The sequence below is a fragment of the Neorhizobium sp. JUb45 genome, from assembly GCF_004343585.1.
GTDB lineage: Bacteria > Pseudomonadota > Alphaproteobacteria > Rhizobiales > Rhizobiaceae > Neorhizobium.
Genome location: NZ_SLYW01000003.1, coordinates 789,175 through 809,986, shown reverse-complemented (window position 1 = coordinate 809,986; position 20,812 = coordinate 789,175). Strand labels below are relative to the sequence as shown.

Genomic DNA, 20,812 nt, shown 5'->3' with positions numbered 1-20,812 from the left:
AGGAGGAGCCTTGACCACGTGCCTTACAGAAAGACAGACAGATGGGCATCCTTTCCGACCGGTTTCCTCTGACACAGCCCCGGCTGCAGAGTTACATCCCCGACAGCGATGCAGGCCGTTGCGAAACGCCTGACACAAACGCTGCGAAAGCTCTCGCGGGGCAAGTTTTTCTGGCGCGCCGATGGGCGATTCCCGCAACGCAGGCGGTTGCAGCCCAGTCTTTCAGTTCCGCCGACCAGCCCGCTTTCGATGCGCTTCATGCGACGACGTCACCAGATGCCGATGACAGTTCGAATTTCGTCGAATTCGATGGCTTCCTGATCGACGGGCAGATCGCAGCCGCCTTCGATAGCGAGCGAATTCCGTCCGCAGCCTGACCAGCGCTTGAAAAAAGCCGGGCGGCCGACATTTCAAAGCCTTCGAGGCCGCCTCGTTGTTTCCACAGACCAAGAGACTATTTTACAAGGAAATTTATGCATGGCCGAAGATCGTACGCATGTACTGGTTATCAATTGCGGCAGTTCGTCGCTGAAGTTCAGTCTGTTTGCCGGAACCGACCGTTCCGCCATTCTGTCGGGTCTGGCGGAAAATCTCGGCCAGGCGGAAAGCCGGCTGATCCTCAAGGAAAATGACGCCAAGATAACCATTGCGCTCGATGGCGGCAGCCACGATGCGGCGCTGCGCCGCCTGATGGCAGAACTAAAGGAGCGCGGTCTTCTGGATGCCATCGGCGCGGTCGGCCACCGCATCGTCCATGGTGGCGAGCGTTTTGTGCAAGCCACCCGCCTCGATGCCGAGGTTCTTGGCGAGATCGAAGCACTCTCCTACCTCGCCCCGCTGCACAATCCGGCCAATGTGCTTGGCGTGAAGGTTGCAATGGAAGTGCTGGGTTGGGTACCGCATGTGGCGGTGTTCGACACATCCTTCCACATGACCATTCCCCAGGCCGCCCATACTTACGCGATCCCGCATGAATATCGTGAGGCCGGCGTTCGTCGCTACGGTTTCCACGGCACCAGCCACGGTTTCGTCGCCAAGGAAGCCGTCGAACTGCTGGGCCTCGACCCCGAGAACCACGGCCTTGTCATCGCCCATCTCGGCAACGGCTCGTCCGCGACTGCGGTTCTCAACGGCGAAAGCGTCGACACCTCCATGGGCCTGACGCCGCTTGAAGGTCTGGTCATGGGCACCCGTTCCGGCGACATCGACCCCGGCGCAATTTTCCATATCGCCCGTCAGGACAAGCTGTCGATCGACGATCTCGACGCACTGCTGAACCGCAAGAGCGGTCTTCTCGGCCTTTCCAGCCTGTCCAATGATTGCCGCACGCTGGAAAGTGCGGCGGGCGAAGGTCATGAGGGTGCGATCCTCGCCATGAACGTCATGGTTCATCGCCTTGCCCGTTATATCGGTGGCCTCGCCACCTCGCTGCCGCGCCTTGATGCCGTGATCTTCACCGGCGGCATCGGCGAGAATTCGTCCTTCGTGCGTGCCAAGACCATCGCGCGTCTGGCAACGCTTGGCATCAAGCTCGACGAAACCACCAATGGCGGCATGTTCGGCGGGCGTTGCGGCGTCATCAGTGCTGCAGGTTCCGCAGCCGTCGCAGCCGTCATCGCCACCAACGAGGAATGGGCAATCGCCAACGAGGCGCGCCCCTACATCGGCCAGGAAATCCGCAAGGCCGGCTGAGCGACCCACGTCCATACGATCACGGCGCCCGGCTCATATCGGGATCGGGCGCCTGCAAAAAATGCATTTTCCCCGGCTTCGCCGGAACAGACAGATTTTATCGAAAGGCTAAAGTTCATGACGGCACGTGTCATCTTCCTGGCGCCACTGGCGCAAGACGTCGGCCTGACCTCGGTCGCACTCGGTTTCGTACGCGCCCTGCAGCGCGACGGCCTGAAGGTCGGCTTCGTCAAGCCGATTGCGCAGCCGACGGCAAGCGAACATCCGGGCTCCACGCTCCGAACAACGGAAACCTCCAGCCACTTCGCCCGCACGCTTTGCCTGACGGAAGCGCCGGAGCCGATTGCCTTCGCCTATGCGGAAGACCTTCTGCGCAAGGGCGAACTCGACCTCCTGCTGGAAGAGGTCGCCACGATGACGGAAGCGCTGCGCGCCGATCATGATGTTGTGGTGGTCGAGGGCCTGATCCCTTTCGCCGACCTGCAGATTGCACCGCGCCTCAATGTCGAGATTGCCCGCAGCCTCGGCGCGGAAGTCGTGCCTGTCGTCAACGGCAGCGACAATGACGGCAAGCGCCTCACCGATGCCGTCACACTTGCCCGCCGCCAGTACATGCGTGAGGCGAACCACCATTTTGCAGGTCTGCTCGTCAACAAGCTGCCTGAAACCGCCAATCGTCAGGCGCTCACCGGTGCGCTGGCCGCGGCCGACATGGGCGATTGCGAGGTGATCGGCGCGATCCCCTATCGCCCCAGCCTCAACGCACCACGCCTGTCGGACATCGTGTCCTCGCTCGACCTCAAGGTCGAGCAGGGCGACGATCTGGATGCCATCCGCGTCGGCGAGATCGTCGTTGCCGCCCGCTCGGTGGAAAATATCATCGATCGCCTTGGCCCTATGACGCTGGTGGTGATGCCGGGTGACCGCAGCGATATCGCGCTGGCAACGGCACTGGCGCATATGCGCGGCATCCCGATCGCCGGCATGCTCTTGACCTGCGGCGCGCTTCTCGCCCCGCCGGTCGCCGAACTGATCACATCCTCCGGGCCGGCCACGTTGCCGATCCTGTCGACCCCGGACGACACCTATGCCACGGCATCACGCCTGTCGCACCTGAGCTACCATGTCAGCCGCGACGATGGCGGCCATATGGAACAGGTGATCGAGTTCATTGCCGAACATATCGACACCCGTTCGCTGCGTCAGAAGATCGGCTCACCATCCGAATTGCGCCTGTCGCCGCCGCGCTTCCGCAATCAGCTGATCGAGTTCTCCCGCCGCGCCAACAAGCGCATCGTGCTGCCGGAAGGCGAGGAACCCCGCACCCTGCAGGCGGCCGTCATTTGCCACCGCAAGCGCATTGCTCGCTGCGTGCTGCTCGGCAATCCCGAAACCATTCATGCGATGGCCAAGGCCCAGAAGCTGGACCTGCCGGACGATCTGGAAATCCTCGATCCGCAGGCGATCCGCGCCAACTATGTTGACGCCATGGTGGAGCTTCGCAAATCCAAGGGCATGACACCTCCGCAGGCGATGGCGCAGCTGGAAGACACCGTGGTTCTCGGCACGATGATGCTGGCCGTGGGAGAAGTCGATGGTCTCGTCTCCGGCGCTATCCACACGACCGCCAGCACGGTGCGCCCTGCCCTGCAGCTGATCAAGACCGAACCGGGCCAGAGCATCGTCTCCTCCGTGTTCTTCATGCTGATGCCGGATCAGGTTCTCGTTTACGGCGATTGCGCCATCAACCCGAACCCGACGGCCGAACAGCTGGCCGAAATCGCGCTTCAGTCGTCCGACACCGCGCGTGCCTTCGGCATCGATCCAAGGGTGGCGATGATCTCCTATTCGACCGGCGTCTCCGGCACCGGTGGCGATGTGGACAAGGTGCGTGAGGCCACCCAGATCGCCCGCGCCAAGAACCCCGACCTGCTGATCGACGGGCCGATCCAGTACGATGCGGCAAGTGTCGAAAGCGTCGGCCGCTCGAAGGCACCAGAAAGCCCGGTCGCCGGTCGCGCCAACGTGTTCGTCTTCCCCGATCTCAACACCGGCAATACGACCTACAAGGCCGTGCAGCGTTCTGCCGACGTGGTTTCGGTCGGCCCGATGCTCCAGGGTCTGCGCAAGCCGGTCAACGACCTGTCGCGCGGCGCACTTGTCGATGACATCGTCTTCACGATCGCACTGACGGCCATTCAGGCCGATGCGCCCAAGATCGTTGAACAAGAAGCCGTGAAGAGCGTTGCCACCGCATGAGCGCGCTTCCGCATCACGATGAAGCCCTGCACGACACCAAGTCCGCCATACGCGGGCTTGATGCAGGCCTTATCCTCGCACCGCATGAAATTGCGGTCGAGGCCGAGGAAATGGGTGTCAAGAAAAGCAAGAGCGACACCATCACGCTTCTGGCCTTGGCGATCCTCGCCGGTGCCTTCATCGGCCTCGGCGCCATGTTCGCGACCACGGTCGCATCGGGTGCCGATGGCATCCTGCCCTATGGCGTGACGCGTCTTCTGGCCGGTTTCAGTTTCTCGCTCGGCCTCGTTCTGGTGCTGATCGGTGGCGCCCAGCTTTTCACCGGCGACATGTTGATGGTGATGGCCTGGGCGAGCAAGCGCATCAGCACCGTCAAGATGGTCAAAGTCTGGATCCTGGTCTGGTTCGGCAATTTCATCGGCGCAGCCGGGGTTGCCGTGCTTGTTTTCCTCTCCGGGCATTACAAGTTCGGCGGCGGCGCCATCGGCATCGCGGCGCTGCATTATGCCGAGGCGAAATCCGTGCTTCCGCCACTGGAAGCATTTTCGCTCGGCATCCTGTGCAACATTCTCGTCTGCCTCGCCGTCTGGCTGACACTCGCCGGCCGCAGCGCCACCGACCGCATTCTGGCGATCGTCTTTCCCGTCACGGCCTTTGTTGCCGCCGGTTTCGAGCACTGCGTTGCCAACATGTATTATTTCTCGATCGGCCTGCTGATCCATTACGGCGGCTCCGAGAGTTTTCAGGCGATCGTCGCAGGTCATACGGCACCGATCCCGCTGAGCGGTGTTGCCATGAACCTCCTCGTCGTCACGCTCGGCAACTGGGTCGGCGGATCGCTGCTGGTTGGCGGCATCTACTGGCTGATCTACCGGCGGCCAAAACGGCTGGCGAAATAGCGGCCACCACACGGACCTTGCCAGACGCCCGCGCTGTCGCGGGCGTTTGTGTTTGCGCAGGTCAGAAACGCATGTCATGCCGCAGCAAGGCTTGCGGCGCAGGGGCCAGATCGTGTTAGGTGAAAACCAATCGCGAAGGCGTTCAGCCGTTGCGCGATGATGAAATCATATGATCATGGCAGTGTCCCGCATGAGCGCCCCAGTCTACAAATCCTTCGAACAATCCCTGTCCGAATTCGAAAACATCGCCGACGCTGTCGCGCCGATTTCAAACGATGAACTCGCTGCCCGCATCGCCAAGCTGCAATCGCGGATGGCCGAGGCCGATGTGAAGGCGGTGTATCTCGATACATCGACAAGCCTCACCTATTTCACCGGCATGACGCTCGGCGCCAGCGAACGCCTGCACGGCGCCGTCATCCCGTCCTCCGGCGCACCGATCTATATCAGCCCCGCCTTCGAAGAACCGAAGACGGTCACGCTCATCAGGATCGAAGGCGATATCGCCACATGGGAAGAACATGAGGACCCGGCCCTTCTGGTTGCCGAGCTGATCTGCGGCTTGGACGCAAAGGGCAGCGCTTTGGCATTCGACCCGGCGACACCCTTTGCCTTTTTCACGCCAATCGCCGCCCATATCGAATCGCGGCTTAAGGTCATCGGTGCAAAGGAGCTGATCGCCGCTTGCCGGCAGATCAAGTCGGCAACCGAGATCGCCATCATCCAGACTGCCATGTCGGCCAGCCTGCGTGTGCACAAGGCAGTCTGGGAAGGCCTTTACGAGGGCATCTCGACCACCGAGATCATCGATTTCATTCAGGCGGCGCATGTGAAGCTTGGCATGCGCCATGTTTTTGCTGCCGCCCAGTTCGGCGAAGCGACCGCTTATCCACACGGCGTGCCCTATGCGCAAACGCTGAAGAAAAACGACATGGTGCTGATCGATCTCGGCGGCCATATCCATCGTTACTGCTCGGACATCACCCGCACCTACATCTTTGGCACACCGAGCGAGCGTCAGCGGGAGCTTTGGGAGCTGGAAAAGAGCGCGCATCGCGCCGGCTTCGAGGCAGCACGGATCGGCACGCCTTGCGAAGAGGTGGATGCGGCGGCGCGCAAAGTGCTGACCGATGCCGGTTATGGTCCAGATTATCAGGTGCCGGGCCTGCCGCACCGCACCGGCCACGGACTTGGCATGGACCTGCATGAGGACCCGTTCATCGTTCGCGGCAACACGACACGTCTGGAACCCGGCATGGTGTTTTCCGACGAGCCGATGTTGTGCGTTTACGGCGAATGCGGCGTGCGGCTGGAAGACATCATCTACATGTCGGAAACCGGCCCGGTGTTCTTCACCGAACCGGCGCATTCCATCGAAAAACCGTTCGGCTGATCGGACTTATCCGAACCGCTGCGGAGAGAATGCGGCGATATCGATCGCCGTCGTCTTGCCCGACAGCATATCGGCGACCAGCCGTGCAGTTCCGGCCGACTGAGTGAGCCCAAGATGGCCGTGGCCGAATGCGTAAACGACATTGGCCGTGGTTTTCGCGCGGCCGATGGCCGGCAGGCTGTCAGGCATTGATGGGCGAAAACCCATCCATTGCGAGCCGCCCTCGGCCTTGAGACCCGGCAGGAAGGCTTGTGCCTTTTTCAGCATGGCTTCCGAGCGCTTGAAGTTCGGCGGCAGCTCAAGCCCGCCGAGTTCGACGGCACCACCGACGCGGATGCCGCTGGTCAGGCGCGTGACGACAAAACCGTGTCCGCCGAACGTGACCTGCGTGCGCAGATCGAAGGAGCCTTCCGGCAATGTTGTGTTGTAACCGCGTTCGGTTTCCAGCGGAATGTTTTCGCCGAGTGTGCGGGCAATGCGGTGCGAAAACGCGCCGGCGGAGAGAACCACCTTGCCCGCAACATGTCTGCGACCGTCCACGGCCACCACTTCGGCGCCATCCGCAATCGGGCTCAGCGCCTTGACCTCAGCGATCTCAATCACGCCACCGCGCGCTGAAAACTGGGCGGCCAATGCCAGCGTATAGAGTTTGGGATCGGCGATCGAATACCAGCCCGGTGTGAACGTGCCGCGAATGAAACGTGGCGCGATGCCGGGCTGGATGTCCGCCATTTCGGCGGCGTGCATGTGCCGGAATTCGATGCCGTGTTTTTCGCGCGCCTGCCAGCCCGGCAACGACGCCTCGTACTCGGCACCGCTTTCATAAACCTGCAGATTGCCTTCCTTGCGCAGCATGGAAAGCGCGTCGGTGGCAGCGAGGAACGGCTCCAGTTCCGCCTTGGACAGATCCATCAAGGCCGTCTGGGCGCTGGTGGACTGGGCGACGCGCGATGGCTGGCAGGCCCGCCAAAACCGGAACATCCATGGCGCGATCTGCAGCGCATATGCCGGCGGAATCGAGAGCGGGCCGAGCGGATCCAGCAGCCACTTTGGCGCTTTTTTCAGAATACCGGGAGAGGCAAGCGGCAGGATATCGGTAAAGGCAAAAGCACCGGCATTGCCGGCGGAAGCACCGGCTGCCGGGCCTTCGCGATCGATGACGGTGACATTGAGACCCCGCATCTGCGCGGCGATGGCAATGGAGAGACCAACCACCCCTGCCCCGATGACGATGACATCCGACCTGCTCATGTTCCCCAGCTTTCCGGCATGCCGTGGCGGCACGCTCATTCCCCGTCCTGATAGAGAAAAACCCTCCAGCGGAGGGTTTTTCATAGAAGTATTTTAAGCCTTGGCACTCTGGACTGCGCCCGGCAACTTGCTCCAGTCGGCGTACCAGCTGTCGAACAGCGCAAGCTGGGTCTCGACATAACCGCGCTGGCTGTCGGAGAGCACGTCGGTTTCGATGAAGTTCAGCGCGTATTCCTTGTCGCCCTTCAGCACCATCATATGCTTGAAGTAGAGGACCAGATCCGGGCCTTCATCGAAGGAGGAGAGTACGCCGAGGGCTTCTTCCAGTTCCTTGGCGCGGACACGGGCATCGGCATCGCCCTTCGCCGCAGCGATGGCGAGATTGCAAAGATGCAGCACTTCCTTCGGCAGGACATTGCCGATGCCGGTGATGGCGCCGGTCGCGCCGCAATTGACATAACCATGGTAGACGGCGGTATCGACGCCGATCATCAGCGTGACATTGTCATCGCGGCTGGTGATGTTTTCCGCCGCGTAACGCATGTCCTGCGGGCCGCCGAATTCCTTGAATCCAACAAGGTTCGGATGTTCGGCGCGCAGCGCAAAAAACAGGTCGGCGCGGGTGGCGAAACCGTAATAAGGGCTGTTGTAGATGACGGCCGGCAGATCAGGTGCTGCCGACAGGATGGCCTTGAAATGCGCCTTCTGGGCCGAAATCACCGAGCCGCGCGACAGAACGCGCGGGATGACCATCAGGCCGTTGGCGCCGACCTTCTGGGCATGCGCGGCAAGCGCAACAGCAGACGCCGAATTGATGGCGCCGGTGCCGACGATGACCGGAATGCCCGCATTGACCAGACGCTCGACGCCTTCCATGCGCTGCACATCGGTGAGAAGCGGCCAGTCACCCATCGAACCGCAATAGACAACGGCCGACATGCCGGCTTCGATCAGCTGCTTCGCCTTCGAGACCAGCGCGTCGAAATCCGGCGTACGGTCAGCCTTGCCGGGGGTCATCAGGGCCGGGACAACGCCCGAAAAGATATTTGCCATTCCCGAAACTCCTCAAAATCCGTTGGTGGGCAAGCACACCCACACCTCTGAGATGGGAGAATACTCCATCCACTTTCTTTGTCGACAAAAAAAATACAAGATTTTCACAAGTCGATATCGAGCCTTTCATGACGTGTCAGAAGGCGTCCGATCTGCTCGACGATCTGCTCGCCATGCGCCTTGCCGAGACGATCCGCAGCAGCGACATCGCGGGCTTCGATGGCGGCGATGATTTCCTCGTGCTCATCGACGAAGCGGGACGGGAGACGATCGTCATAGGACTGGTAATAAAGCCGCAGCATGCGCCGGCCTTCACCGAGAAGGCGATCGAAAAAGCCGGCGTAATAAGCATTGCGACCGGCCGCTGCGATGGCCGAATGGAAAGCGGCGTTGGTGGCAATCATGGCCAGAGCGTCCTGCGTGCGCACGGCAGCGCTGAACTCGGCCTGATGGGCGCGAATGTCGATCAGGTCTTCCGCCCGGTGATGCTGCGCCGCCAGGCGCGTCGTCACCCGGTACATCAGCACTAAGGCGTCGAAATAGGCGTGCATGCCGAGGAAATCGATATTCGACACCATGGTCGAGCGATTGGGCAGCGTCTCGATCAAGCCTTCGCCGACCAGCCGTACCAGCGCCTCACGGATCGGCGTGCGCGACATGCCGAAACGGGCCGCCAGCGCCACCTCGTCTATGGCACTGCCCGGCGCCAGCTTGAGATCGAGGATTTCGTCACGCAGGAGATCATAGACAAGCTTTACGCCTGAACCGCGCTTGCGCTCGATCGCCTGATCCGGATCGGGTATGGCCATGACAGAATCCCTTGTCGACATGATGTTCGCTGCATTTAGAGCCTTTTACGATCAAATGTAATCACTCCGGGAACAGCATAGAGACCGCCCCAGGCGATCCACGCATCACGTTGGCCATACCGGCTTTGACGTTTCTGAAAATCTGCGCGCTCACTTTGCTGCGGAGCCCGGTGTACAAATGACGATCTCCATCGTCGGAACAGATTGCAAGCCCATCCCCGCCATTTTCGAGCGCACACGAAAAAGCCGGGGCGCGAACCCCGGCTTGCATCATCGCGGGCGGAACAGGATCAGGGCTGCTTGCCGATATAGGCCAGAATGCCTCCATCGACGTAAAGAACATGGCCGTTGACGAAATCCGATGCCGGCGAAGCGAGGAAGACGGCCGGGCCTTTCAGGTCCTGCGTGGTGCCCCAGCGATTGGCCGGCGTCTTGGCCAGGATAAAGGAGTTGAACGGATGACCCGGCTCGCGCAGCGGTGCGGTCTGCGGGGTCTCGATATAACCCGGGCCCAAGCCGTTGCACTGAATGTTCAGCGAGCCGTATTCGGAGGCGATGTTGCGGGTCAACATCTTCAGGCCGCCCTTGGCAGCAGCATAGGCCGAGACCGTTTCGCGGCCGAGTTCGCTCATCATCGAGCAGATGTTGATGATCTTGCCGCCGCCCTTCTTGATCATGCCGGGAATGACGGCCTTGGCGACGATGAAGGGCGCGGTCAGATCGATATCGATGACCTGGCGGAAATCCTTGACGTCCATTTCATGCATCGGCGTGCGGCGGATGATGCCGGCATTGTTGACGAGGATATCGACCGGGCCGAGATCCTTTTCGATATCGGCGACCAGTTTCTGCACGCCCGGCTCGTCGGTGACGTCGCAGATATAGCCCTTGGCGTCGATGCCCGCTGCCTTGTAGGCTTCGATACCCTTGGCCAGAAATTCCTCGTTGACGTCGTTGAAGGCGATGGTGGCGCCGGCTTCGGCCAGCGCGCTCGCCAGTGCAAATCCGATGCCGTAGGAGGCGCCGGTGACGAGGGCGACCTTGCCCTTGAGCGAGAATGCGTCGGGATAGCTCATAATCAAAAAATCCTTGAATACGGAGGGAGGATAAAACGGCAGCGCCGTGTCGCGGCTGCCGGACCCCGCGCCCTGCCGGCGATCTGATCGATCGATGCCGGTTGCGGGATCAGTTCTTGAAAATCATGGTGCGGGCGCGAAAACCTTGCACGCTTTCGCGCCCTCGTCCGACGATCAGCGAAGCTCGTTGATCGGGATATGGTCCATGTCGTCGAAAGTGAGGTTTTCACCGCACATTGCCCAGATGAACGTGTAGTTGGCGGTGCCGCAGCCGGCATGGATCGACCACGACGGCGAGATAACCGCCTGCTCGTTGCCAACCAGAATGTGACGCGTCTGTTGGCCTTCGCCCATCATGTGGAAGACAGCCTGATCTTCGGCGATGTTGAAGTAATAGTAGATTTCCGAACGACGCTCGTGGGTGTGGGCCGGCATTGTGTTCCAGACATTGCCCGGATCGAGTTCGGTCAGGCCCATCGACAGCTGGCAGGTTTCCAGAACGTCCGGATGGATGAACTGGTTGATGACGCGCTTGTTGGCGGTGGCATTGTCGCCGACCGGCTTTTTCTTGGCGTCATTGATCGACAGGAACGTGGTCTTGCAGACTTTGTGGGCCGGTGCCGAGATCATGTAGAACTTGGCCGGCTTGGCCTTGTCCTTGCTGCGGAAGATCACCTGTTTGGTGCCCTTGGTGACATAGAGGCAATCCTTGAAGCCGGTCTCATAGACCTCGCCGTCGACTTCGATCGAACCTTCGCCACCGAGGTTGAAGATGCCGAGTTCGCGGCGCTCCAGCACGTAGTTCGTGCCAAAATTCTTCATGCAGTCGATGCCCTTGTCGAGCGGAACGGCCTCGGCAACGGGCATGCAGCCGAACACGACCATACGGTCGACATGGCTGTAGGTGGCAAGAATTTCGTCAGCGACGAAGAGTTTTTCGATGAGGAATTCGGCGCGCGTTTCTTCGGTGGTGTAACGCTTGAAATCTCTCTGACTGGCCGAATAGCGGATGTCCATGAGTGTAACTCCTGTAGAAACTGGTATCGTTATGAAATGGGGGCCTGCGGAAAGGCCTCAGAGAAGGATCTTGACGACGACCTTGCGGACCTTGCCGGCAGTCTCGGCAACGCAACCCGGACGGTGGATGTCGGTCGGGTAGAACAGCGCATAGGCGCCCGGGCCAAGCAGCAGGTCGGTCTCGTCGGTGACATCAGAATAGAAGCGGACATCGCGGCCTTCGAACAGGTCTTCCTCGACCGTGTGGGCACCGGCAAGCGGGGCGTAGCCGATGACTTCGCGGCCGGCAAAGACATACTGGATGTCCATATAGCGGGCATGCGATTCCGGGCGCTTTTCAGCCTTCGGTGCCGTGTCGTAATCCTGGATGAGCGCAAAGATGGTGTCGCCGTCGATATCGACCCGGCCGGCTGGCAGAGATGCGATATCGGTCTTGGCAAGAAAGTCGAGACCTTTGCGGACGTTCTCAGGCAGGATGGCGGCGTCGCGGTCGAGCGTGGCGAGATGGCTAAGATACATGACATTATTCCTTGATTTTCTTTGGCGGGGCCGGCGACGGAGCGCCGGCCCCGGCGAACCTTACTCGGCAGGGCGCAGGGCGTCACCCGCCTGAGGCGCATCAGCCGGAGTAGCCTCGGTCACGCCGGCCCGCTTCTTCATGTGCTTGGCGTACATGCCGGTCAGGATCGGGACCAGAATGGCCGTGGTCAGGCATGCAGCGGCGACCAGCGAGGTTGCGGCAGCGGCAGCGGGTTTGAACTGCGGTGCCATTTCGGCGATGATCATCGGGTTGGCGACGGCCGCACCGGCAGCCGACGAGGCGGCGAGACCTGCAGTGCCATTACCACCGCCGATAAGCCTGTCGGCGAAGATCAGCGGGATGCCGGTGACGACGATGACGATGATACCGAGCAGAATGCCGCCCAGACCGGTGGTCAGGATGACGTTGAGGTCGATGCCGTTACCGAGCGCAAAACCGAAGAACGGGATGAGCGTGGTGACGCCGCCCTTGAAGAAGGCGCGCAGGTCCTTGTCGAGGTTGCCGAGAATGAAGCCGATCAGGAAGGGCAGGACGGCGCCGACGAACAGGTGCGGTTCGAAAGTGGCAACGCCGGCAGCGCCGAGGATCAGCATCGAGACCAGCGGACCCGATTCGATCGACATCAGCACGAAGGCACCCGATTCTTCCTTGGTGCCGTATTGCTGCATGATCGCGGCGTAGAGACCGCCATTGGTCATGTCCATTGCAGCGCAGATAGCGAGTGCCGAAAAGCCCATGAACAGGCCCGACTGGACGCCTTCGAGCGGCAGGAACTGGGCAGCGATATAGGTTGCGCCCCAGGCAACGAGGGTTTTGACGACGACGAGGTTACCCGATTTGCGCAGCACCGTGCCGGTTGCGCGAAGGTCGATCGACGTGCCCATGCAGAAGAACCAGACGGCCAGGATCGGCACCGTACCGGCGATCAGGCCGTTGGTGAACGAACCGAAGTAACTTCCGGCCCATGGGAAAAAGGTCTTGCAAAGTGCGCCGAGAATGAGCGGCACCAGCATGAGCCCGCCGGGGACTTTGTCGATTGCTTTCTTGATATTCATTGTGCATTCCTCCTGAAAATTCGTATTCGCTATTCGTCGGCACTTTTCTGTTGGCCGCGGGCAGCGATTTCGTTTGAAAAAACGTCCGGCGTTGCTCCCTCCGGAATGATGGCGCCGTGGTGCTGTACGACGGCACCTGCGACGATATGCGCTCGGCCGGCAGCCTCTGCGGGTAGAAGCTCGAGAAGACGTCCGAGGATGTAGGTGGCCGAAAAGCTGTCACCGGCCGCGGTCGTATCGACGACTTTTCCGACCTTGGTGGCAGGCACGATTTCGACCTTGCCGCTATGGATGAGCGTGGCATCGCCCGGCCCGTCCTTGATCACCACTTCGAGCTGCGGCATTTTGGCGAAATAATCGATGCCGGCCTGGACGGTGGGAGCCAGCCCCAGCACTTCCAGCTCCTCAATGGTGACGAGAACGCGGGTGGAAAATCCGATGACGCGCTCATAAGCGGCACGCGCGGCCTCGATGCCGCCCCAGAGCAACGGGCGGTAGTTACCGTCGAAATCGACGGCGACGCCGGCACGGGCCAGTTCCTCCAGCCGCACCAGCAGGCGCTCGCGGCTTTCGGGCTTCAGGACTGCCAGGCTGATGCCCGACAGGTAGACGCTGGTATAGCTTCCAAGAGCCTCCAGCAGATCCTTTGAACCGTCCGATTCAAAGGTTTCCCGGGCGGCCGCCTCGCCGCGCCAGTAAAAGAAGCGGCGTTCGCCGGCCGCATCCGTGCGGATGAAATAAAGGCCGGCGCGACGCCCCTTCAGACGCAGGACGAGATGATCGTCGACGCCCTGCTCGTTCCAGAAAGCGGCCATCTGATCGCTGAACGGATCGTCGCCGATGGCGGTTACGTAGGAGACGAAAGAGCCCAGCCCGGCACCGAGGCGCGCCATATAGGCAGCCGTATTAAAGGTGTCGCCGCCGAAAGCCTGGGTGATCGACCCATCAGGCTTGCACTGCATCTCGATCATGCATTCGCCGATCGATGCGACCCGAATTTTCTGTTGTGTCATTGTCCATCCCTTCACACCGCGCATTCGCGGCACAAAGCGCAGGACGTCTCTCTGACCCCCGTCATGCGCTTTCGAGATGAACTTATCGGGATGTCGCAGGGTCGGCGTTGATCGGGATCAATGGTTTCCGTCCGCATGTTGATAGTCTGCGGATGGAAGTCAGGATGCCTGCACACGAATGAGCAGGCATCACGATCTGGGAGGATCCTAAACCAAGTGCCGCAAGGCAAAGCAGAAGGAAGACATTAATGGGCATCCTTTCCGAGAAAATCACCCCGGCCGATGCGTGGTCGGGTTTCAAGGGTGAAGCCTGGCGCGAAAGCGTCGATGTTCGCGATTTCATCCAGGCGAACTACACGCCCTATACCGCTGACAGCACATTTCTGGCCGGTGCGACAAAACGCACACTGAAGCTCTGGGAAGACCTGAGCGTTCTTTTGAAGGCCGAGCGTGAAAAGGGCGTCCTCGACGTTTCCGCCGACCGCGCCTCCACCATCACCGCCCATGACGCCGGTTACATCGACCAGGCAGCCGAGCTGATCGTCGGCCTGCAGACCGATGCACCGCTGAAGCGCGCCATCATGCCGAACGGCGGCTTGCGCATGGTCGAAAACGGCCTGGAAGCCTTTGGTTTCGAGCTTGATCCTTCGGTCAAGGAAGTCTGGACCAAATATCGCAAGAGCCATAACCAGGGCATTTTCGACGTCTACAGCCCGGAAATCCTCGCTGCCCGCAAGTCCGGCGTCATCACCGGCCTGCCGGATGCCTATGGTCGCGGCCGTATCATCGGTGACTATCGCCGTGTCGCCCTTTATGGCACGGACGCATTGCGCGCCTTCCGCCAGAAGGATTTCCGCGCCATCGAGAACGAGGTCTTTACCGACAGCGTGATGCGCCTGCGTGAAGAGCTTTCGGAACAGTTCCGTGCGCTCGACGAGCTGCGTGAAATGGCCGCGAAATACGGCTACGACATTTCCAAGCCTGCGACCAATGCGCGCGAAGCCATCCAGTGGACCTATTTCGCCTATCTGGCTGCCGTGAAGGAACAGAACGGTGCGGCCATGTCGCTCGGCCGTGTCTCGACCTTCCTCGACATCTACATCCAGCGGGATATCGATGCCGGGCTTCTCACAGAAGAACAGGCCCAGGAACTGATCGACGACATGATCATCAAGCTCCGGATCGTTCGCTTCCTGCGCACGCCAGAGTATGACCAGCTGTTTTCGGGTGACCCGACCTGGGTGACCGAATCGATCGGCGGCATGGGCGAAGACGGTCGTCCTCTCGTCACCAAGTCGAGCTTCCGCTTCCTGCACACGCTCTACAATCTCGGCCCGGCTCCCGAACCGAACCTGACCGTGCTGTGGAGCACAAAACTGCCGACCGGCTTCAAGAACTTCTGCGCAAAGGTGTCTGCCGATACCAGCGCCATCCAGTACGAGAACGACGATCTGATGCGGCCCAAATGGGGCGACGACTACGGCATTGCATGCTGCGTCTCGGCCATGCGCATCGGCAAGCAGATGCAGTTCTTCGGTGCCCGCTCCAACCTCGCCAAAGCTTTGCTTTATGCGATCAATGGCGGCGTCGATGAAAAGAGCGGTGTTGCCGTCGCCAAGGGCTTTGAGCCGATCAAGGGCGACGTGCTGGACTATGACGAAGTCATGGCCAAGTTCGACAAGATGATGGACTGGCTGGCCGCGACCTATGTCAAGGCACTCAACACCGTCCATTACATGCACGACAAATACGCTTACGAGCGTATCGAAATGGCGCTGCACGACCGCGACATTCTGCGCACCATGGCCTGCGGCATTGCCGGCCTGTCGGTGGCAGCGGACAGTCTGTCGGCCATCAAGCACGCCAAGGTGCATGTGATCCGCAACGAGGCAGGCCTTGCCGTCGATTACAAGATCGAGGGTTCCTACCCCGCTTACGGCAATAACGATGACAGCGTTGACGACATCGCGGTTTGGCTGACCGAGACCTTCATGAAGAAGATCGCCGCCCAGCCGTATTTCTACCGCGACTCGATGCCGACGCAGTCGGTTCTGACGATCACCTCCAACGTGGTCTACGGCAAGAAGACCGGCAATACGCCGGACGGACGCCGCGCCGGCGAGCCTTTTGCGCCGGGTGCAAACCCGATGAACGGCCGCGACACCAAGGGTTTTGTGGCTGCCGGCGCATCGGTTGCCAAGATCCCCTACGACTCGGCTCTCGACGGCATTTCCTGGACGGCTTCGGCCACCCCGGATTCGCTCGGCAAGACCGACGAGGAACGCGCGCAGAACCTCGCCAATTGCCTGGACGGGTATGCGGCGGCCGGTGGTTTCCATGTCAACGTCAACGTCTTCAATCGCGAGACGCTGGTTGACGCCATGGATCACCCGGAACTCTACCCGCAGCTGACGGTCCGTGTTTCGGGCTATGCCGTCAACTTCGTCAAGCTGACCCGCGAACAGCAGCTCGACGTCATCTCGCGTACGTTCCACGCCAAGATGTAAGCCGGATCTGGATGACATCCCGCGCGCAGGTTTCTGCGCGCGGGACCTCCAGCCACATCATTCGCCACAAACCATGAGCCTCACCATGGATATCCTCACGATCAAGGACGGTTTGCCAAAAGCGGCCGCCGGCCACCACACCCCACTCGATCACGGCTTTCTGCATTCGGTCGAAAGCGGCGCCGCAGTAGACGGTCCCGGCATGCGCTTTGTCTTCTTCATGGCGGGCTGCCAGTTCCGCTGTCTCTATTGCCACAACCCGGACACCTGGAAACTGCATAACGGCCGCCGCATCACGCTGGATGACGCCATTGCCGAGATCAAACCCTATGCCGGTTTCCTGAAATTTGCCGGTGGCGTGACGATTTCCGGCGGCGAGCCGCTGATGCAGGCAGGTTTTGTCGGCGAGATGTTTCGCCGCATCAAGCAGGATTTTGGCCTGCACACCGCGCTGGACACGCAAGGTTTTCTGCACGGCAATGTCGAGGATACATTTTTCGACAATGTCGACCTCGTTCTGCTCGACATCAAACATTCCGACCCGGACACCTACAAGCGCCTGACGGCGCAACCGCTGCAGCCGACGCTGGATTTCGCCCACCGCCTGAAACGCCTGCAAAAACCGATGTGGCTGCGCTACGTGCTGGTGCCCGGCTGGACGGATGGCGCGGAAGATATTGCCCGCCTTGCCGATTTCGTCGCCGACCTCGGCGACATCGTCAAACGGGTGGAGGTTCTACCCTTCCACCAGATGGGCACCCAGAAATGGGAGCAGCTGGGCATCGAATATCCGCTGAAGGATTCGCCGACGCCGACGCCGGATTCCGTTGCACAGGCACGGGCGATCTTTGCGGCAAGAGGTTTGACGGTGTTGTAAGGAAATATGGCGGGCCGGCCAGCTACCACTGACCGCGTTCATTACCGGCCGGAGCGCCGTTTTGCCACTGGTCATAATAACTCAGCGCGCTGTCCTGGGCCGTGCGCAGCAGGCTCGGATCCTGCCAGACCATGAAGCCGCCGATCACCAGACCCGCGACAATGGCGATGCCGATCAGCTTGCGGACGACGAACATCACCAGCCAGATCGCAACGAGCGCGACCACGATCATGACCAGCAGGGAATAGATATCTTCAGGGATGTAAGCGTCGAACGTGTCCATATGCGCTTATAGATGCAACGTTTTGGCCGAAAGAAGGCGGCACCGGGACGAGCCTCGATGCGGCATGCTGAATGCACCGATTATCCTGCAGGGCGACCGCAGACGATGACAGCGGATTGCTTCCTGTTAATATCGCGGGCTGAAACTGCTGCAGCCGGAGGTGCGCCATGGCAAACGAGACGGTCAAAGGTCCTGCGTCCTATTTCCCTTCCATCGAAGCCAAATATGGCCGTCCGATCGCTGAGTGGAAGGAACTCATCCGCGGGCAAGGCGGGAAGAAACACATGGAGCTTGCCAACTGGCTGAAGCAGGAGCACGGCATGGGTCATGGCCATGCCAATGCGCTTGTTGCCGATACTTTGCGCGAGTAGTGGGCCGGTGAAAACCGAAGCGAACGCAGCGCAGAAGCGCTAGCTGCAATAGTCGAGCCGCTTCGGGTCACAACTCAGCAGATTCACTCAGCGGCAAATTTCACCGTCACGCCGCGCTGGCGAAAATAGGCCTGCATCAGTTTTCGGCCGGAGCGGTTGTTCTGTACGAGCCTGGCCGGATCGAAGACCGCCTCCTTCACGCCCTCGCGCGCAAGCGCTGCCTTGAGGCTCGCGATATGCAGATCGATGTCGGCATTGTCCGCCTGAAGCGATTCATAAATGCGGGTTGTTGCTTCTGTGACTGACGGTTCGCTCACGATTTCACTCCGGTTATTGTCTGCGTGGCGATTACCACACTTTTCGGCCTGACCCTATCGGGATGAAAAACGCCGTCGTCAACGGATGATCTGCGTCATCCATCTCTCCCAGCCCTGCCCATTTTGCATATCTGGCGACACGCAATGACAACCATCAATTCATTGCAATGCAATAGTTGCTGTGCTAACTATTTATCACACACCATTAGCACACTAACTATCAGTCTGTCAGATGAAACGCACCGAAGCCCAATCCGATTTTCTTGAGGCGCTGACCAAGACCAGCCGCAAGATCCGCACCGCCTTCAATCAGCGGGTGACAGCGCATGGGCTGACCTACCCGCGCGCCCGCGCCCTGTGGCGCCTTGCGGAGCGGCCGGACATGGCGCAGACCGAACTTGCCTTCGAGCTGGAGCTGGAACAGGCGACCATGGTGCGCCTGCTGGATCGGATGGAGGAAAATGGCCTGATCGAGCGCCGTCAGTCTGCCGACGACCGCCGCGTGAAGCGGATTGCCCTCACCCCGCATGGTGAAGAACAGGCAACGCTGGTGCGCTCGATTGCCGACCAGATGCGTCAGGAAGTGTTTGCCGACATTGACATGGAGGACCTGCGCGGACTGACGCTGCTTTTGCAAACCATAACCGGCCGCGTGGCCGATCTTGAGGTGCAGCATGTCCCCGCGTGAAACCGTTGCCCGCGCGGCGGATGATGCGCCCGAGGCGAAAGATGGCACCGAGCCATCCGAGCAGGAACAGACCGAGGAAAAGCCGGCCCCTGCTGCTGCACCGGCAGCCCCTCCGGCGTTCATTCCGAAACCGCCGCTGATCGCTTTCGGCTACATCATGGCCGCCACCATTGTGGCACTGACGCAGGGGCTTGGTCTTTCCTTCCTGACGGTGAACCTGCAGCAGGTGGCAGGCCCTCTGGGCGTGACTACCAATGAAGCCGCATGGCTGATGGCTGCCTATGTGTTCCCGAACGCCAGCCTCGGCCTGTTCCTGTTCAAGATCCGCATGCAATACGGCATCCGCAATTTTGCCGAGGTTGCCATCGGCGTTTATGTTCTGGTGTCGATCGCGCATCTGTGGGCGAACGACTTTACCTCGGCGATGATCCTGCGCTTTTTTGCCGGCGCGGCCGCAGCACCCTTGTCGTCGCTTGCCTTTCTCTACACGATCGAGGTCTTTCCGCCCAAACAGAAGCTCAGCGTGGGCACCGCCATCGCCCTGACCGCCATTGCCCTGCCGACTCCTGTCGCCGGCCTTCTGTCACCCGGCCTGTTTGATCTCGGCGACTGGGCAACGCTCAACATGCTGGAACTCGGCCTGTCGCTGGTTTCGTTGGCAATGATATTCCTTCTGCCGCTGACCTCTCCACCGCGCATGAAAGTGATGCAGTGGATGGACTATGTCAGCTTCACCTTCCTTGCCGTCTGCATGGGTTGTTTTGCCGCCGCGCTGACGCTTGGCCGGCTTTACTGGTGGACGGAAGCGCCGTGGCTGGGATGGATGATGGCCGTCGGTGTCGCCTCCGGCATGATTTGCGCCGTCATCGAACTCAACCGCCGCAACAACCTGATCGATATCCGCTGGCTGACCTCGCGTGAAATCATTCATTTCGCCGGCATCCTGCTGCTGTTCCGCGTCCTTCTGTCGGAACAATCGAGTGGCGCCATCAACATGTTCCGCCAGCTTGGCCTGCTGAATGACCAGCTGCAGGGGCTTTATATCGTCATCCTCGTCGGCTCGCTCGGTGCCGGTGCCTTCTGCGCCTGGCTGTCGCGACCGGGCCGCGAGGAAATCATCCATGCCGTCTCGCTGCTTCTGCTCGCCATCGGCAGCTATATGGACAGCCAGTCGACCGTGCTGACCCGGCCCGAACAGATGTATTTCAGCCAGTTTCTGGTGAGCTTTGCCATGGGCATGTTCCTGCCGCCGGCCATGGCCGTGGGTTTTGGCGCAGCGCTGCAACGCGGCCTCGTCTACATTCTCAGCTTTCTGGCGGTGTTTCTCGCCACCCAGAAGGTCGGCGGTTATCTCGGCAGCGCGCTGTTCGGTACCTTCGTGACATGGCGCGAACAGTTTCATTCGTTCCGCATCATCTCGCGGCTGAACCCGACCGATCCGATGCTGACGGCGCGACTTCAGCAATATGCCGCAGCCTTCAGTCATGCGACGCAGGACGGCAATCTGCGCAGCATACAGGGCGCCAATCAGCTTTCGAAACTGATCCAGAGCCAGGCCTATGTGTTGGCTTACAACGACGCCTTCCTGCTGACCTCGGCCATGTCTCTCGCCGCGCTCGCCTGCCTGTGTCTGCACATGGCCTGGCGACACCGACACGCACTTTTCAAGCCGCGCGAAACGGAAACGCCCGTGGCCGTGAACTCCTGATTT

At 60.5% G+C, this 20,812-nt stretch carries 20 protein-coding genes; 10 read left to right on the top strand and 10 right to left on the bottom strand.

Going from position 1 to position 20,812, the window contains the following annotated elements; all coding sequences use genetic code 11:
* Positions 1-41: 41 nt before the first annotated feature.
* The 5 genes from EDF70_RS16275 (at position 42) to EDF70_RS16255 (ending at position 6,243) form a co-directional block, all read left to right on the top strand.
* Positions 42-377 (top strand): hypothetical protein, encoded by a 336-nt coding sequence (locus EDF70_RS16275; RefSeq protein WP_132275512.1) that lies wholly within the window; start codon positions 42-44, stop codon positions 375-377.
* A 100-nt stretch (positions 378-477) separates the two neighbouring features.
* Entirely contained in the window at positions 478-1,692 is a 1,215-nt protein-coding gene (locus tag EDF70_RS16270) for an acetate/propionate family kinase (RefSeq protein WP_132275509.1), read from the top strand.
* Positions 1,693-1,809: 117 nt separating this feature from the next.
* Positions 1,810-3,951 (top strand): phosphate acetyltransferase, encoded by a 2,142-nt coding sequence (gene pta / locus EDF70_RS16265; RefSeq protein ID WP_132275506.1) that lies wholly within the window; start codon positions 1,810-1,812, stop codon positions 3,949-3,951.
* The gene (locus tag EDF70_RS16260; protein WP_132275503.1) at positions 3,948-4,850 is read left to right on the top strand and encodes a formate/nitrite transporter family protein; all 903 of its coding nucleotides are present in this window, start codon (positions 3,948-3,950) and stop codon (positions 4,848-4,850) included. Before pta ends, EDF70_RS16260 begins: the two co-directional genes overlap by 4 nt.
* A 190-nt stretch (positions 4,851-5,040) precedes the next feature.
* Positions 5,041-6,243: a Xaa-Pro peptidase family protein gene (locus tag EDF70_RS16255; RefSeq protein WP_132275500.1), complete on the top strand. Its 1,203-nt coding sequence runs from the start codon at positions 5,041-5,043 to the stop codon at positions 6,241-6,243.
* Positions 6,244-6,249: 6 nt separating this feature from the next.
* Here the strand turns inward: EDF70_RS16255 and EDF70_RS16250 are convergent, their stop codons facing one another.
* The 8 genes from EDF70_RS16250 to EDF70_RS16215 all read right to left on the bottom strand — a co-directional run bounded on the left by EDF70_RS16250 (position 6,250) and on the right by EDF70_RS16215 (position 14,058).
* Positions 6,250-7,494, bottom strand: a complete 1,245-nt coding sequence (locus EDF70_RS16250) for an FAD-dependent oxidoreductase (RefSeq protein WP_132275497.1) — start codon at positions 7,492-7,494, stop codon at positions 6,250-6,252.
* A gap of 93 nt (positions 7,495-7,587) precedes the next feature.
* On the bottom strand, positions 7,588-8,547 hold the full coding sequence (locus EDF70_RS16245) for a dihydrodipicolinate synthase family protein (protein WP_132275494.1): 960 nt from the start codon (positions 8,545-8,547) through the stop codon (positions 7,588-7,590).
* A gap of 104 nt (positions 8,548-8,651) precedes the next feature.
* Complete coding sequence (locus EDF70_RS16240) at positions 8,652-9,350, bottom strand: GntR family transcriptional regulator (RefSeq protein ID WP_207908269.1); 699 nt, start codon at positions 9,348-9,350, stop codon at positions 8,652-8,654.
* Between the two features lie 296 nt (positions 9,351-9,646).
* A complete protein-coding gene (locus EDF70_RS16235; protein WP_132275489.1) occupies positions 9,647-10,432 on the bottom strand; it encodes a gluconate 5-dehydrogenase in 786 nt (261 codons plus the stop codon).
* A gap of 174 nt (positions 10,433-10,606) precedes the next feature.
* The gene (kduI, locus tag EDF70_RS16230) at positions 10,607-11,449 is read right to left on the bottom strand and encodes a 5-dehydro-4-deoxy-D-glucuronate isomerase (protein WP_132275486.1); all 843 of its coding nucleotides are present in this window, start codon (positions 11,447-11,449) and stop codon (positions 10,607-10,609) included.
* Between the two features lie 57 nt (positions 11,450-11,506).
* Entirely contained in the window at positions 11,507-11,968 is a 462-nt protein-coding gene (locus tag EDF70_RS16225; protein WP_132275483.1) for a YhcH/YjgK/YiaL family protein, read from the bottom strand.
* A gap of 60 nt (positions 11,969-12,028) precedes the next feature.
* Entirely contained in the window at positions 12,029-13,045 is a 1,017-nt protein-coding gene (kdgT, locus tag EDF70_RS16220) for a 2-keto-3-deoxygluconate transporter (protein WP_132275480.1), read from the bottom strand.
* Positions 13,046-13,074: 29 nt separating this feature from the next.
* A complete protein-coding gene (locus tag EDF70_RS16215) occupies positions 13,075-14,058 on the bottom strand; it encodes a sugar kinase (protein ID WP_132275477.1) in 984 nt (327 codons plus the stop codon).
* Between the two features lie 248 nt (positions 14,059-14,306).
* On the opposite strand from EDF70_RS16215, the gene pflB reads away from it, so the two are divergent.
* Complete coding sequence (gene pflB / locus EDF70_RS16210; protein WP_132275474.1) at positions 14,307-16,565, top strand: formate C-acetyltransferase; 2,259 nt, start codon at positions 14,307-14,309, stop codon at positions 16,563-16,565.
* Positions 16,566-16,650: 85 nt separating this feature from the next.
* Complete coding sequence (gene pflA, locus EDF70_RS16205; RefSeq protein ID WP_132275471.1) at positions 16,651-17,442, top strand: pyruvate formate-lyase-activating protein; 792 nt, start codon at positions 16,651-16,653, stop codon at positions 17,440-17,442.
* Positions 17,443-17,464: 22 nt separating this feature from the next.
* Here the strand turns inward: pflA and EDF70_RS16200 are convergent, their stop codons facing one another.
* The gene (locus EDF70_RS16200; protein WP_132275468.1) at positions 17,465-17,725 is read right to left on the bottom strand and encodes a hypothetical protein; all 261 of its coding nucleotides are present in this window, start codon (positions 17,723-17,725) and stop codon (positions 17,465-17,467) included.
* 167 nt (positions 17,726-17,892) lie between these two features.
* On the opposite strand from EDF70_RS16200, the gene EDF70_RS16195 reads away from it, so the two are divergent.
* Complete coding sequence (locus EDF70_RS16195; RefSeq protein WP_132275465.1) at positions 17,893-18,096, top strand: DUF4287 domain-containing protein; 204 nt, start codon at positions 17,893-17,895, stop codon at positions 18,094-18,096.
* 83 nt (positions 18,097-18,179) lie between these two features.
* On the opposite strand, the gene EDF70_RS16190 is transcribed toward EDF70_RS16195, so the two are convergent.
* Positions 18,180-18,416: a hypothetical protein gene (locus EDF70_RS16190; protein WP_132275462.1), complete on the bottom strand. Its 237-nt coding sequence runs from the start codon at positions 18,414-18,416 to the stop codon at positions 18,180-18,182.
* 229 nt (positions 18,417-18,645) lie between these two features.
* Here EDF70_RS16190 and EDF70_RS16185 point away from each other — a divergent pair, with 229 nt between their 5' ends.
* Positions 18,646-19,101: a MarR family transcriptional regulator gene (locus EDF70_RS16185; protein WP_132275459.1), complete on the top strand. Its 456-nt coding sequence runs from the start codon at positions 18,646-18,648 to the stop codon at positions 19,099-19,101.
* On the top strand, positions 19,088-20,809 hold the full coding sequence (locus tag EDF70_RS16180) for an MFS transporter (protein ID WP_245519193.1): 1,722 nt from the start codon (positions 19,088-19,090) through the stop codon (positions 20,807-20,809). The genes EDF70_RS16185 and EDF70_RS16180 overlap by 14 nt, the downstream gene beginning before the upstream one ends.
* Positions 20,810-20,812 lie beyond the last annotated feature (3 nt).

Coding starts and splice junctions, on each gene's coding strand:
- pflB (WP_132275474.1), top strand. CDS start 14,307: ATGGGCATCCTTTCCGAGAAAATCACCCCGGCCGATGCGTGGTCGGGT.
- EDF70_RS16250 (WP_132275497.1), bottom strand. CDS start 7,494: ATGAGCAGGTCGGATGTCATCGTCATCGGGGCAGGGGTGGTTGGTCTC.
- EDF70_RS16260 (WP_132275503.1), top strand. CDS start 3,948: ATGAGCGCGCTTCCGCATCACGATGAAGCCCTGCACGACACCAAGTCC.
- EDF70_RS16200 (WP_132275468.1), bottom strand. CDS start 17,725: ATGGACACGTTCGACGCTTACATCCCTGAAGATATCTATTCCCTGCTG.
- kdgT (WP_132275480.1), bottom strand. CDS start 13,045: ATGAATATCAAGAAAGCAATCGACAAAGTCCCCGGCGGGCTCATGCTG.
- EDF70_RS16185 (WP_132275459.1), top strand. CDS start 18,646: ATGAAACGCACCGAAGCCCAATCCGATTTTCTTGAGGCGCTGACCAAG.
- EDF70_RS16215 (WP_132275477.1), bottom strand. CDS start 14,058: ATGACACAACAGAAAATTCGGGTCGCATCGATCGGCGAATGCATGATC.
- kduI (WP_132275486.1), bottom strand. CDS start 11,449: ATGGACATCCGCTATTCGGCCAGTCAGAGAGATTTCAAGCGTTACACC.
- EDF70_RS16235 (WP_132275489.1), bottom strand. CDS start 10,432: ATGAGCTATCCCGACGCATTCTCGCTCAAGGGCAAGGTCGCCCTCGTC.
- pta (WP_132275506.1), top strand. CDS start 1,810: ATGACGGCACGTGTCATCTTCCTGGCGCCACTGGCGCAAGACGTCGGC.
- EDF70_RS16255 (WP_132275500.1), top strand. CDS start 5,041: ATGAGCGCCCCAGTCTACAAATCCTTCGAACAATCCCTGTCCGAATTC.
- EDF70_RS16195 (WP_132275465.1), top strand. CDS start 17,893: ATGGCAAACGAGACGGTCAAAGGTCCTGCGTCCTATTTCCCTTCCATC.
- EDF70_RS16180 (WP_245519193.1), top strand. CDS start 19,088: ATGTCCCCGCGTGAAACCGTTGCCCGCGCGGCGGATGATGCGCCCGAG.
- EDF70_RS16245 (WP_132275494.1), bottom strand. CDS start 8,547: ATGGCAAATATCTTTTCGGGCGTTGTCCCGGCCCTGATGACCCCCGGC.
- EDF70_RS16225 (WP_132275483.1), bottom strand. CDS start 11,968: ATGTATCTTAGCCATCTCGCCACGCTCGACCGCGACGCCGCCATCCTG.
- pflA (WP_132275471.1), top strand. CDS start 16,651: ATGGATATCCTCACGATCAAGGACGGTTTGCCAAAAGCGGCCGCCGGC.
- EDF70_RS16270 (WP_132275509.1), top strand. CDS start 478: ATGGCCGAAGATCGTACGCATGTACTGGTTATCAATTGCGGCAGTTCG.
- EDF70_RS16275 (WP_132275512.1), top strand. CDS start 42: ATGGGCATCCTTTCCGACCGGTTTCCTCTGACACAGCCCCGGCTGCAG.